Annotated in this window: 7 protein-coding genes; 5 read left to right on the top strand and 2 right to left on the bottom strand. The window is 68.0% G+C overall.

What is annotated here, in order from left to right; translation table 11 throughout:
• Positions 1–33: 33 nt before the first annotated feature.
• Together KGD87_RS03185 and KGD87_RS03180 are read left to right on the top strand one after the other, a co-directional pair.
• Positions 34–4,701 carry a MupA/Atu3671 family FMN-dependent luciferase-like monooxygenase gene (locus KGD87_RS03185; protein WP_284666084.1) on the top strand — a complete coding sequence of 1,556 codons (4,668 nt, stop codon included), beginning with the start codon at positions 34–36 and terminating at the stop codon, positions 4,699–4,701.
• 81 nt (positions 4,702–4,782) lie between these two features.
• Positions 4,783–6,636 carry an RICIN domain-containing protein gene (locus KGD87_RS03180; protein WP_284666083.1) on the top strand — a complete coding sequence of 618 codons (1,854 nt, stop codon included), beginning with the start codon at positions 4,783–4,785 and terminating at the stop codon, positions 6,634–6,636.
• A gap of 69 nt (positions 6,637–6,705) precedes the next feature.
• Here KGD87_RS03180 and KGD87_RS03175 read toward each other — a convergent pair whose 3' ends face one another.
• On the bottom strand, positions 6,706–7,578 hold the full coding sequence (locus KGD87_RS03175) for a LysR family transcriptional regulator (protein ID WP_284666082.1): 873 nt from the start codon (positions 7,576–7,578) through the stop codon (positions 6,706–6,708).
• 122 nt (positions 7,579–7,700) lie between these two features.
• On the opposite strand from KGD87_RS03175, the gene KGD87_RS03170 reads away from it, so the two are divergent.
• Positions 7,701–8,324: a hypothetical protein gene (locus KGD87_RS03170; RefSeq protein ID WP_284666081.1), complete on the top strand. Its 624-nt coding sequence runs from the start codon at positions 7,701–7,703 to the stop codon at positions 8,322–8,324.
• Between the two features lie 180 nt (positions 8,325–8,504).
• A complete protein-coding gene (locus KGD87_RS03165) occupies positions 8,505–9,980 on the top strand; it encodes an MAC/perforin domain-containing protein (protein WP_284666080.1) in 1,476 nt (491 codons plus the stop codon).
• Between the two features lie 59 nt (positions 9,981–10,039).
• Here the strand turns inward: KGD87_RS03165 and KGD87_RS03160 are convergent, their stop codons facing one another.
• On the bottom strand, positions 10,040–12,289 hold the full coding sequence (locus tag KGD87_RS03160; protein ID WP_284666079.1) for an ATP-binding cassette domain-containing protein: 2,250 nt from the start codon (positions 12,287–12,289) through the stop codon (positions 10,040–10,042).
• Between the two features lie 134 nt (positions 12,290–12,423).
• Between KGD87_RS03160 and KGD87_RS03155 the strand changes: the two genes are divergently transcribed.
• Positions 12,424–13,203: a TetR/AcrR family transcriptional regulator gene (locus KGD87_RS03155; RefSeq protein WP_284666078.1), complete on the top strand. Its 780-nt coding sequence runs from the start codon at positions 12,424–12,426 to the stop codon at positions 13,201–13,203.
• Positions 13,204–13,347: the final 144 nt, after the last annotated feature.

The following is a 13,347-nucleotide window of genomic DNA, read 5'->3' as shown; positions in this document are numbered from 1 at the left end:
ACACCCGAATCGCAGCACCCCAGGAGGTACTGAATGAGCGCGGCTCCGGAGTCGCCCAGTTGTTTCATCATCGGCGAGGGCACCCTCGTCGTCCCCTGCGCGCAGGCGCTCACCGAGCGCGGCGTCCGGATTCTCGGGCTCGTCACGCGCGAGCCCGCGCTCCAGCAGTGGGCGGAGGAGCAGGGTGTCCCGCACGTTCCGCCCGGCGAGCAGGTGCTGCCCTTCCTGTCCCAGGCGCCCTTCGACTGGCTCTTCAGCATCGTCAACCTGAGCATGGTGAAGGACGAAGTCCTGCGCCTGCCCCGGCGCATGGCCATCAACTTCCATGACGGCCCGCTGCCCCGCTACGCCGGCCTCAACGTCACCTCGTGGGCCTTGTTGAACCGCGAGCCCCGGCACGGCGTCACGTGGCACGAGATGACGAAGGGCGCGGACGAGGGCCGCATCCTCAAGCAGCGCCTCTTCGACATCGCCCCCGGTGAGACGGCCTTCAGCCTCAATGCCCGCTGCTACACGCTGGGCATGGAGACGTTCGCGGAGCTCGCGGAGGAGCTGGTCGCGGGCACGTCCGAGGCGAAGGAGCAGGACTTCGCGCAGCGCAGCTACTTCGGCCTCGCGCAGCGTCCGGAGGCCGCGGGCGTCCTCGACCTGCACGGTGACGTGGACGTGGCGCACGCGCTGGTGTCGGCGCTCGACTACGGCGGCTACCCCAACCCGCTGTCCTTCGCGAAGGTGTGGCTGGGCAATGGCCCTGTCGCCCTCTCCGAGGCCCGGCGCGCCGAGCCGGCCTCCGAGGCCGCCCCGGGCACGGTGCTCGACATCGAGGGTGACGCGCTGACGGTGGCGCTCCAAGGAGGAGACCTCACGTTGAAGGGCCCCAAGGGCCTGTGCGGCGCGCCGTTGTCGTGGGCCGACGTGCTCGGCGCGCGCATGCTCGCCAGGGGCGACCTCCTGCCCGCGGCCTCGCCGGAGCTGCGCGCCCGGCTGACCGAGGTGGGCGCGCAGGCGGGCAAGGCGGAGTCGTTCTTCCTCCGTCGCCTGGAGACGCTCGCGCCACCGGACCTGTCCTTCCTGGGCGGCAGCTCCAAGGACGTGGGGACGCACACGCTGAAGTTCGAGGCCAGCGACCTTGCCCCGGGCTGGGTCACGGACCTGCCTCCCGAGGAGCGGCTGCTCTTCACCGCCGTGGCCTTCCTGGCGCGCCTGTCACCCGAGCCCCGCTTCGACGTCGGCTACGCGGATGCGTCCACGCGCGCCCGCATCGAAGGCGTGGAGGGCTTCTTCGCCTCGCAGCTCCCGCTGCGCATCGAGCTGCCGATGAAGGACGCGCCGGAGCAGGCCGCGGGCGCCTTCCGCAAGGCGCTGACGCAGCTGCGGGACAAGGGCGTGCTCGCCCGGGACGTCCTGGGCCGCTCCGCCCAGCTCTCCAACCTCCAGCGCCACGGCGGCGAAGTGGCGTATCCCGTCGCGCTGCGCCTCGGCGCGACGAACCCCAGCGTGGGGGGCGCGGCGCTCGTCGTTGACGTGGACGCCCAGGGCCGCCACGCCCACCTGCACTTCGACGCCACGCGCGTGGACCAGGCCCGCGTGGACGACGTGGCGCGGCAGCTCACCGCGTTCCTCGCCTCGCTCCGGGACGCGCCGGGCAAGGCGGTGGGCGAGCATGACCTGCTGGGCGCGGAGGAGCGCCAGCTGCTGGCCCGCTGGAACGACACGCGGCGGGACTTCCCCCGCGACGCCACCCTGGCCTCGCTCTTCCAGGCCCAGGCGCGGCGCACGCCGGACGACACCGCCCTCATCTGCCGGGGCGCGGCGCTGACGTACCGCGAGCTGGACACGCGCGCCGACGTGCTCGCGCGGCACCTGCGCGGCGCGGGCGTGGGCCGCGACGTGCGCGTGGGCATCTTCATGGAGCGCTCGCTGGAGATGATGGTGGGCGTGCTGGCCACGCACAAAGCGGGCGGCTGCTACGTGCCGTTGGACCCGGCCTATCCCGCCGAACGCATCGCCTTCATGGTGGAGGACGCGAGCTGCCACCTGGTGCTCACCCAGGAGCGGCTGCTGTCGCGCGTGCCGTCCGCGGCGAAGGCCGTGCTCGCGGTGGACCAGCAGTGGGAGCGCATCGCCGCAGCGCCGGAGGCCCAGACGCCGCCGGCCACGCCGGACAGCCTGGCCTACGTCATCTACACCTCCGGCAGCACGGGCAAGCCCAAGGGGGTGATGATTGAGCACCGCAACGTCGTGAACTTCGGCGTCGGCATGGACGAGCGCCTGGGCACGGAGCGCGGCACCTGGCTGGCGGTGACGAGCCTCAACTTCGACATCTCCGTGCTGGAGCTGCTCTGGACGCTCACGCGCGGCTTCACGGTGGTGCTGCACGCGGAGCGGCACGACGCGGCGCAGGCCGGCAAGCACGCCTCGCGCGCCATGGCGTTCAGCCTCTTCTACTTCTCCAGCGACGAAGGCGAGCGCCCCGAGGGCCGCTACGACCTGCTCATGGAGAGCGCGCGCTTCGCGGATACGAATGGCTTCTGCGCCGTGTGGACGCCGGAGCGCCACTTCCACGCCTTCGGCGGGCTCTTCCCCAACCCGGCCGTGACGTCGGCCGCGCTGGCGGCGGTGACGCGCAACGTGCAGCTTCGCGCGGGCAGCCTCGTGTCGCCGCTGCACCCCACGCTGCGCATCGCCGAGGACTGGTCCGTGGTGGACAACATCTCCCACGGCCGCGTGGGCATCTCCTTCGCCGCGGGCTGGCAGCCCAACGACTTCGCGCTGCGTCCAGAGTCCTTCCCGGACCGCAAGCGCATCATGTTCCAGCAGATTGAAGACGTGCGCCGGCTGTGGCGCGGCGAGGCGCTGGAGACGAAGAGCGGCACGGGCCACACCGTGAAGCTGCGCACCCTGCCCCGCCCGGTGCAGAAGGCGCTGCCCATCTGGGTCACCACCGCGGGCAACCCGGAGACGTTCGAGGAGGCGGCGCGCGCGGGCTGCCACGTCCTCACCCACCTGCTGGGCCAGTCGGTGGAAGAGGTGGCGCAGAAGATTGCCCTCTACCGGGAGACGTGGGCCAAGGCCGGCCACCCTGGCAAGGGCACCGTGTCGCTGATGCTGCACACCTTCGTCGGTGACTCCGAGGCCTCCGTGAAGGAGGTCGTCCGCGAGCCGATGAAGTCGTACCTCAAGTCGTCGGTGGGCCTCATCAAGGAGGCGGCCTGGAGCTTCCCCGCCTTCAAGGCGCAGACGACGCTGGCCAACGGCAACTTCGGCACCGACCACCTGTCCGCCGAGGAACTGGACGCGCTGCTCGACTTCTCCTTCGAGCGGTACTTCCAGTCGTCGGGCCTGTTCGGCGGCGTGGACGCGTGCGTCGCGCTCGTGGACCGACTCAAGGGCCTGGACGTGGACGAGATTGCCTGCCTCGTGGACTTCGGCGTGCCCACGGAGCTGGTGATGAAGCACCTGCCGCTGCTCGCCGAGGTGCGTCAGCGCGCCAACGCGGGCGTGGGCCAGCCGGGCGCCGAGCCCGAGCTCGACGGCTCCATCCCCGCGCTGTTGGAGCGCCACGCCGTGACGCACCTCCAGTGCACGCCGTCCCAGGCGAGCATGCTGCTGGCCGAGGAGCGCTCGCGCGAGGGCCTCAAGCGCCTGAAGAAGATGATGGTGGGCGGCGAGGCCTTCCCCGTCCCGCTGGCGCGCCAGCTCTCCGAGACGGTGTCCGGCGACGTCATCAACATGTACGGCCCCACCGAGACGACCATCTGGTCCTCCACCCACCCGGTGAAGAACGTGGGCGAAGGCGTCCCCATCGGCACGCCCATCGCGAACACGCAGCTCTACATCCTGGACGCGCAGCAGCGTCCGCTGCCCATTGGCGCGGCCGGTGAGCTGTACATCGGCGGCGCGGGTGTGGTGCGGGGCTACCACCACCGTCCGGAGCTGGACCGCGAGCGCTTCGTGCCGGACCCGTTCTCCTCCCAGCCCGGCGCGCGGATGTACCGCACCGGCGATGCCGCGCGGTGGCGGCAGGACGGCCTGGTGGAGTTCATCGGCCGCCTGGACAACCAGGTGAAGGTGCGCGGCTTCCGCATCGAGCTGGGCGAAATCGAGTCCCGGCTGGGTGAACACCCGGCGGTGCGGGAGACCGTCGTCATCGTCCGTGAGGACATTCCGGGCGACAAGCGGCTGGTGGCCTACCTCATCGCGAAGCCGGGTGAGCCGCCCGCGGCGGACGCGCTGCGCGAGTTCCTGCGCACGCGCCTGCCCGAGTACATGGTGCCGCAGGCCTTCGTGACGCTGAGCACCTTCCCCCAGACGCCGAACAAGAAGGTGGACCGCAAGGCCCTGCCGCCTCCGGAGCAGGCGCAGGCGCGCGGGGAGCTGGTCCGGCCGGAAGGCGAGACGGAGGCGCTGATCGCCGGCATCTGGCAGGACGTGCTCAAGCTCGACAAGGTCGGCGTGGAGGACAAGTTCGTCGACCTGGGCGGCCACTCGCTGCTGATGGTGCAGGTGCTGGAGAAGCTCAAGGCCCAGGTGGAGAAGCCCCTCACGCTGGTGGACCTCTTCCGCTACCCCACCATCCGCACCCTCTCTGGCTTCCTGTCGGGCGACAGCGGCGAGGAAGAGGCGCTCAAGGAAGTCGCCGCGCGCGGTGAGGCCCGGGCCGCGGCCCGCCGGGCGATGCAGCAGCGCCGCCGCCGGTAGGCGCTTATTGCCTCAGGACTTGCACTCCAGGAATAACCTGCAATTAAAGGCAGGCCGTTTCCACGACTCCTGGAGTGCCTCATGCGTTTCAAAGCCTTGCTGTGTACCGCGCTCTGCGCCGCCCCTGCCCTGGCCGCCAACGAGTCCGTCCAGGTCTGGTTGACGACGACGTCGGGGAGCGCACTGGTGAAGCGGCTCAACGCCGAGCCGAACCAGACCTTCGGCCCCGACACCGGGGCGGTGACGGCCATCGACGTCAACCCGGCGCTCACCTACCAGACCATCGACGGGTTTGGCGGCGCGCTCACGGATGCGTCGGCGTGGCTCATCTTCAACTCGCCCCATCGCAACGCCATCATGAATGACTTGTTCAGCGTGAGCGCTGGCACGGGACAGAGCATGTTGCGCCTGCCGATGGGCTCATCGGACTTCGCGCGCAATCACTACAGCTACGACGACACCTGCTGTGACTTGAATGACTTCTCCGTCGCGCACGACGCTCCGTACATCATCCCCCTCCTCCAGCAGGCGCGGCAGCTCAACCCGGAGCTGAAAATCATCGCGGTGCCATGGAGCGCGCCGGCCTGGATGAAGTTCAACAACTCGCTGCTGGGCGGCGGCTATCTCCGCAATGACCATTACGGCCTGTACGCCAGCTACTTCGTGCGCTTCCTGCAGGCGTACAACACGGCGGGCGTGCCCATCCACGCGGTGAGCATCCAGAACGAGCCGCACAACGCGAACCCCAGCTACGCGACGATGCAGATGGAGTCGAACGACCAGTCCAACTTCGCGGCCCACCACCTGCGCCCGGCGATGAACACGGCGGGCTTCGGCGCGGTGAAGATTCTGGCCTGGGACCACAACTGGTACGACCACGGCGGTCCCGCTGGCTATCCGCTCGAAGTCATGAGCTTCAACAACGGCCAGGCCCAGTCCGCCGTCGCGGGCGTCGCCTACCACTGCTACGAGAGCCCCGACGGCAGCTACAGCGTCCAGAGCACCTTCCAGAACGCCTATCCCAACAAAGAGGTCCACTTCACGGAGTGCACTGGCGGCGCCTGGTCAACGAATGCCGCGGGGAACCTGGAGTGGGCGCTCCAGAACAACCTCTTCGGTCCTTTGCGCCACCACGCGCGCAGCTCGCTGTACTGGAACCTCGCGTTGGACCCGAGCCATGGTCCTCGCGTGGGTGGCTGCCCGGACTGCCGGGGCATGCTCACCGTGAACAACGGCGCGGGCACCTATACGCGCAACGAGGAGTTCTACGCCTGGGGGCACCTGGCCAAGGTGGTGCGTGGCGGCGCGGTGCGCATTGGCGCCACGACGCTGGGCAACAACGAGCTCGAAACGGTGGCCTTCCGCAACCCGGACGGCTCGCTGGCACTGATTGCGCTCAACTCCAATGACGGTGCCTCGCGGACCTTCAAGGTGCGGTGGGGCGGCCAGTCCTTCACGTACACCCTGCCCGCGCGCTCGGTCGCGTCGTTCAAGTGGGGCGGCAGCTCCGCCACCGCGTACCGGCTGGTGAACAAGCACACCGGGAAGTGCGTGGACATCGCCGGGCCCGGCACGGCGGACGGCACCGCCATCCACCAGTGGGCCTGCCACGGCGGCGCCAGCCAGCAGTGGACGATGGAGCCCACCGACAATGGCTACGTGCGCTTCGTGTCTCGCTACAGCGGCAAGGTGCTCGACGTGACGGGCGCGAGCACGGCGGACGGCGCCCTCGCGCAGCAGTGGTCGTGGGCCGGTGGCGCCAACCAGCAGTTCCGGCCTGTCTCCACGGGCAGCGGTTGGCAGCGGCTGGAGGCGCGTCATAGCGGCAAGGTGCTCGACGTGGCGGACTGCTGGACCGCTGGCGACGGCGCGCGGCTCCAGCAGTGGGTCTGGGCGAACAACGACTGCCAGCAGTTCCGGCTGGAGCCGATGTAGCGCCAGTCATCCGCTGGCCCCCCCGCGCCGCCAGGACGTCCAGGTCCTGCGCAAGCCCTTGCTGATGACTCACGCCCGTCCAAGCGTCTCCACCAAGTACGCCTTGAGCGCCTGGATACGCGGCGGGACGGGCTTGCCGGGCCGGGAGACGAGGAAGAGCGGCGCGTCGCGGAGGGCCACCTCCGGCAGGACGCGCACCAGCGCCCCCACGGCCACGTCCCGCGCCGCGAGGAAGGTGGGCAGCAGTGCCACGCCCCCTCCCGCCCGCGCCACGTCCAGCAGGAAGCCAAAGTCGGAACACGCCAGGGAGGCCGCGCGAGGCGGCTGCCCTGGCCCCGTCCAGAACGGGCGCTTGCCCCTGGGCGGTGCGGGCCACAGGCCCTCATGGCGCGCAAGCTCCGTCGGTGACGCCGGCTGCCCCCTGCGCTCCAGATAGCGAGGCGCCGCGAAGAAACCCGCCTCCAGGTCCATCAACTTTCGCGCGACGAAGGTCCCCGAGCCGGGCCTGCCCACCCGCAGGGCCAGGTCCATGCCCTCCCCCAGCAGGTCCACCACGTCGTACGTCAGCACCACGCGCACCCGCACCGACGGGAAGCGAAGCCGGAACCCCGCCAGGACGGGCGCCAGCAGCGCGCGCCCCACGTCCGGCGGCGCGGTGAGGGTGACTTCTCCGCTGGGAGCGCCAGGCCCCTGGGGCGTCCGTGCCACCACGTCCCTGAGCCCCGAGAGCAGCGGCGCCACCTGGCTCAACAAGGACTGCCCTTCCGGCGTCAGCCGCACCATGCGCGTCGTCCGTGAAAGCAACGTCGCACCGAAGCTGGCCTCCAGCGCCCGCAGCGCGCGGCTGACCTTCGACTTGTCGAGCCCCAAGCGCACAGCCGCCTTCGTGAAGCTCTGCGTCTCCGCGACAGCCTGGAAGATGGCGAGGTGGTTCAGATCCATTGTTGTGATTCTACAACAGTGTTTTGGAAACCCGCTGGATTGTTGTCCATGCCATTCCCGAGCACTGTGTCTGGCGAGCCTTCCGCTCATAGGCGCGACTGGCGCCATCCTCCCACGAGACGATGATGACGCAACCCGGACTGAAGTGGCTGTGGCTGTTCTCCCTGCTGGTCGCGGGCTGCGGCACCGCGCGCACCAGCGCATTACCCCTGGAGGCCACGCCGGGACCTGCGCCCGTGCTCACCCTCGTCTGGGTCGGCAGGGGCGAAGCGGAGCGCCTGGAAGACGGAGCGTGGAAGCGGGTTCCCCAGTTCGACTACGACTTCACCGTCGAGCAACGCCGCTATGCCCACCACTGGGAATCGGTGAAGAGCCTTCGCCGCCGCCACCCGGACTATGACGGCAGCGCGGGCCCTCGCGAGCAGACGATGTTCTTCCGGCTGGAATTCACCGCGCCGGGAGAAGACGGCCGCGTCGCCAGCACCATCCGCTCGTCCCTGGGAGAAGGCACGGGTCACACCGACCTCGAGTTCCGCCGAGCCGTCATGGAGCTGCGTCCAGACATCAGCCGCTTCGCGCCCTTCGACTGCTATCGCATTACACAGACGTATGCCTACGAGCGTGGCGCGCTGGAAGAGACTGTCATGCTGCTGGATGGTGAGACGCCCTGGGTGCGGAACACGGAGAAGGCGGCCCTCTTCGCCCCCCACACCTTCAGCGCCGCGCCCACCTCCGCCGCGCGTTAGCGGGCCCCAGCGGCAGCAACCACCCTTTGAGGCGAGAGCACTTTCCGCCCCAGGACAATCCCCGCTCAACAACACGGGCGCCCAGACATTCGCGCCCATTTCACCTCGGCCCGTGGTTCCGTCGCGCCCGGCACAACCTCCAGGAATGCCCACCCCCACCTCACCCAGGGAGTTCCGCGCATGGCCGAACCAATGCAAATCGACTTCAACAAGTTCGAGGGAACGGTTCCCTACAAGAACGTCGACTTCCTTGGCAGGTGCTACGACATCATCCGAATCAACCCGCTGGACCTGAGCCAGCGCATCCGGGACGGCGGTGGCGCCACGACGGAGAGCATCATCCAGATTGCCCCGGAGTCCTGCACCCAGCTCACCCCGGACAAGAGCCATTACATCCCCGAAGGGACACGCTACCTCCCGGAGTCCCGTGGCGAGCGGACCTCCCGCACGCAGACCTGGTTCTCCTCCTTCGACTTCTCGCAGTCCTTCGAGCACACCATCAGCGCGGGCCTGGACATTCCGCTGCTGGTGTCGTTCAGCGCCAGCGCCACCTACCGCCAGATGGAGAAGACGAGCGGCTCGAACGAGACCATTGAGACCTTCGTCCAGAGCTTCTTCGAGGACTGCTCGCTTCAGCTCAACGATGACTTCACCCAGAAGCTGCCACTGAGCAGCCGGTTCACCAGCGAGGTGGCGAAGCTCACCTCGGAGGCCGCCTGCGCCGCGTTCATCAAGACCTTCGGGACGCACTACGCCCGGGAGGTCACCTTCGGCGGGAGGATGTACCAGCGCGTCCACATCTCCGCCCAGGAGTACTCCAGGCTCGTGGAGCGGGGCGTCGACATCTCGACCTCCGCGTCGGCCACCTTCAAGGGCGCCACCGCCAACACGGGGAGCAGCACCTCCACATCCTCCAGTTCCGCCTTCAAGCAGTCCAGCGGGCTGACCATCGACAGCGTCCAGTGGGTGGGCGGCACGCCCAGCACGGACTTCAATGAGTGGGTGAAGAGCATCCGGCAGGACCCCAAGCCGCTCCAACTCGAGCTGAAGCCGCTGTACGAGCTCTTCACGTCCGACTACTTCCCCAAGGACGCGGACATCCAGAAGAAGAAGAACTGGATGATGCAAGCCGTCGACAAGCACATCCGGACCGAGGGCTTCACCCGCCCCGACGTCTCCGCGCTCGCGAACAAGGAGTTCTACTTCCGAAGCCGCTGGCGGGCCGACCCCGGCGAGAAGCGCGTCAACAAGCACCTGAGCTTCTACGGGGAGGACGTGAAGCTGTACCCGGAGGACAACACGAACGACCTCGTCCCCTGGAAGCTGATTCCCGTGCCGGGCAAGTCAGACGAGTACTACATCCGCAGCCGCTGGCGCGCGGACCTGGGCGACAAGCGGCTGGACTACCACCTGTCCTTCTACGACGACGCGCTCAAGCTCTACCACCGGGACAATGTGGCGGACCTCGTCCCGTGGAAGTTCATCCCCGTGCCGGGCAAGACGGATGAGTTCTACATCCGCAGCCGCTGGCAAGCCGAGAAGGGTGACCGCCGCACGGACAAATCGCTCGCCTTCTACGGGGACGATGGCCAGCTCTACCCCAAGGACGACTACTACAACCTCGTCCCCTGGAAGCTGGAGCCCGCGACGGCCTGAGCCGCACGCGGTGACAGGAGCGGCGTGAGGCGTCTCGCGCCGCTCCGGCGGGCCCGCCGCTACGCCTTGCCTCGGCGGGCCATGTGCTGCCCAGTCAGGGAACCCTTGTGTGAGGCGAGCTTCCCAGGGAGCCCCTCGAAGACGACCCGGCCGCCCTCATGCCCGGCCCCGGGCCCCAGGTCGATGACCCAGTCCGCGCGCGAGACGACGTCCAGGTTGTGCTCGATGACGATGACGGTCGACCCGGCATCCACCAGCCGGTCAAACAAGCCAATCAACGTGTCCACGTCGTTCATGTGCAGGCCCGTGGTGGGCTCGTCGAGCACGTAGATGTTCCCGGAACGACCCAGCTCGGCGGCGAGCTTCAACCGCTGCCGCTCACCGCCCGACAGCGTCGACAGCGGCTGCCCCAGCGTGAGGTAGCCGAGCCCGACGTCATCCAGCCCCTGGAGAATCCTGGCGATCGCCGGCTCGGTGAAGAATGCCACCGCGTCACTGATGGCCATCTCGTAGACGTCGCTGATGGACTTGCCGCGCAGCCGGTGCGCCAGCACCTCCTCGGTGAAGCGCTTGCCCTCGCATGTCTCGCAGACGGTCACCATCGGGTCCAGGTGCGCCAGGTCCGTGTAGATGACGCCCAGGCCGCTGCAATCCGGGCAGGCTCCCTTGGAGTTGGCGGAGAACAGCGCGGCATCCACCTTGTTCGCCTTGGCGAAGGCCTTGCGGACGTTGTCGAGGATGCCGGTGTACGTGGCGGTGTTGGAGCGGCGCGAGCCCCGGGCCAGGTTCTGGTCGATGATGAGGGTCTCCGGGTACGCCTTGGGCAGACAGCCCTGAATCAGCGACGACTTCCCCGAGCCCGCCACGCCCGTCACCACCGTGAGCACACCCCGCGGAATCGAAACGGACAGGTCCTGGAGGTTGTTGAGCCGGGCGCCGTTGATTTGAAGTTGCCCCGTGGGCTTTCGGGGCGTGGTCTTCAGCGACTGGTGCTTCTTCATGTGGTCGCCCGTGAGGGTGCCCGAGGTCAGCAGCCCCTCATAGGTTCCCTCGAAGACGACCTGTCCACCCTTGTTGCCAGCCCTGGGCCCCATGTCGACCACATGGTCCGCAATGGCAATCATGTCCGGCTTGTGCTCGACGATGAGCACGGTGTTGCCCTTGTCGCGGAGCTGCTGCATCAGGCCCGCGAGCCGGCCCACGTCGTGCGGGTGCAGCCCCACGCTGGGCTCATCAAAGATGTACGTCACATCGGTGAGGCTGGAGCCCAGGTGCCGCACCATCTTCACCCGCTGGCTCTCTCCGCCTGACAGCGTCGAGCTCTCGCGGTCGAGGCTGAGATACCCCAGGCCAATGGTCACCAGGTTGTCGAGCCGGTGGGCCAGGGCCTCCAGCATGGGCCCCACGGAGGGCGCGGCAATCTTCCGGACGAACGCCGCCAGGTCAGACACCTGCATCGCGGAGCACTCCGCGATGTTCTTGCCCTGGATGCGGCTGCCGAGCGCGGCCTGGTTGAGCCGCCCGCCCTTGCAGGAGGGACAGGTGGCCCGGGTGAAGATGCGCTCGTATTCGGCGCGGACGTGCGGCTGGACTGTCTCAGGGTCCTTGGAGCCCAGCGTCCGGCGCAGCTTGGGGACAAGGCCCTCGTAGGTGAGGTTCATCTTGTCGACCTTGATCTTCCGGCCGTCGTCCAGGTGGAGGAGCTTCTCCAGCTCCTCCTTCGTGTACTTGGACAGCTTCTTTTCGACGTCGAAGTAGCCGGAGCGCGCATAGATGGCCCAGTACCAACTGTCGACCGCGTAGTCCCTGGGCAGGATGGCGCCCTCGTTGAGGGACTTGGACTTGTCGATGACGGCGTCCATGTCCATGGACGCGACCTGGCCAATGCCCTCGCACTCGGAACAGAGCCCCCGGGGGTCGTTGTAGGAATAGAGGCCCGGGCTGCCCAGGTGCGGCTCGGCGAGGCGGGAGAAGACCACCCGGAGCATCTGCGCGGCGTCCGTGACGGTGGCGACCGTCGAGCGAGAGTTCCCGCCCAGCCGCTGCTGGTCCACGATGATGGCGGCGGAGATGTTCTCCAGGCTCTCCGCGTCCGGCTGGCCGTAGTGCGGCATGAACTGCTGCACGAAGGCCGGATACGTCTCATTGATGAGCCGCTGGCTCTCCGCCGCGATGGTGCCGAACACGAGGGACGACTTTCCCGAACCCGAGACGCCCGTGAAGACGGTGATCTTCCGCTTGGGGATGTCGAGCGAGACATTCCTCAAGTTGTTCTCGCGCGCCCCGCGAATCTTGATGGAGCCGTACATGGTTGGCTTCTCCTTGGAGTGACGTCCTGCCCGCAAATCGCTCGACAACTTTTCAGTCGCCCTGTAACTTCGTACAGCACACGAGGTTTAGCACAACAACCCCGTACGCTGTAAATAGTTATCCCGAGGTACGGATGAGCGACGAGATTTCCGGACGGGGTGACCCGTTGAAGTCACTGCAGTTGCTGTGGGGACGGACGGAGGCGCCGAAGCGCGGCCCGAAGGCGAAGGCCAGCGTCGCGGAGCTGGTGTCCGTGGCCGTCGCCATCGCGGACGCCGAGGGGCTCGAGGCGGTCAGCACGCGCCGCGTCGCGGAGGCGGTGGGCATCTCCCCCATGTCGTTCTACACGCACATCCCCGGCAAGGCCGAGCTGCTGGACTTGATGATGGATGCCGTGTCCGGCGAAATCCTGAAGGACCGGCCCGTCTTCAAGCCCGCTGACTGGCGCGCCAACCTGACGCGGGTGGCGACGGACTACCGCGACTTCTACCTGGCCCACCCGTGGGTGATTCCGCTTGCGACGCACCGGACCGTGCTGGGTCCGAACACCTTCCGTTCGGCTGACATCGCCTTGAGTGCGATTGAAGGTCTGGGTCTCACGGACCTCGACATGGACCGGACCCTCACCCTGGTCCTCGACTATGTCCACGGCGCGGTCCGCAACGCGGCCCGGGAGAAGCGGGTCAAGGACCTGACCGGCATGACGGACGAGGAGTGGTGGTACCGCGTCGCGCCCTTCCTCGAGACTGTCGACTTCACGCCCTACCCTGTCCTGTCCCGCGTCGGGAAGGCCGCGGGAGAGACCTATGGGGCGCACGACCCCAAGGGTGCGTTTGCCTTCGGCCTGGAGCGCGTGCTCGACGGGCTGGCCGCGTTCATTGACGGCAAGGCACCTGGCAAGAAGCGACGCTGAGCGGCCAGGGGCAGCACGGGCACGCGAAGAGACATAGAAAAACGTCTCTACATAACAAAAGACATATCAAGACATAGCACAACCTCCCAAGCGCTCCGTCGCAATTGATTGCCCATTTCCTTGACGGAGCGGAGCGACAGGAGT

Source organism: Myxococcus sp. SDU36 (assembly GCF_030168875.1).
Taxonomy (GTDB): domain Bacteria; phylum Myxococcota; class Myxococcia; order Myxococcales; family Myxococcaceae; genus Myxococcus; species Myxococcus vastator.
The sequence above is the reverse complement of the archived record's forward strand: the minus strand, read 5'-3'. Positions and strand labels throughout refer to the sequence as shown.

Excerpts from the sequence above, each read along its gene's own strand:
- KGD87_RS03185 (WP_284666084.1), top strand. The coding sequence starts at position 34 with ATGAGCGCGGCTCCGGAGTCGCCCAGTTGTTTCATCATCGGCGAGGGC.
- KGD87_RS03180 (WP_284666083.1), top strand. The coding sequence starts at position 4,783 with ATGCGTTTCAAAGCCTTGCTGTGTACCGCGCTCTGCGCCGCCCCTGCC.
- KGD87_RS03175 (WP_284666082.1), bottom strand. The coding sequence starts at position 7,578 with ATGGATCTGAACCACCTCGCCATCTTCCAGGCTGTCGCGGAGACGCAG.
- KGD87_RS03170 (WP_284666081.1), top strand. The coding sequence starts at position 7,701 with ATGATGACGCAACCCGGACTGAAGTGGCTGTGGCTGTTCTCCCTGCTG.
- KGD87_RS03165 (WP_284666080.1), top strand. The coding sequence starts at position 8,505 with ATGGCCGAACCAATGCAAATCGACTTCAACAAGTTCGAGGGAACGGTT.
- KGD87_RS03160 (WP_284666079.1), bottom strand. The coding sequence starts at position 12,289 with ATGTACGGCTCCATCAAGATTCGCGGGGCGCGCGAGAACAACTTGAGG.
- KGD87_RS03155 (WP_284666078.1), top strand. The coding sequence starts at position 12,424 with ATGAGCGACGAGATTTCCGGACGGGGTGACCCGTTGAAGTCACTGCAG.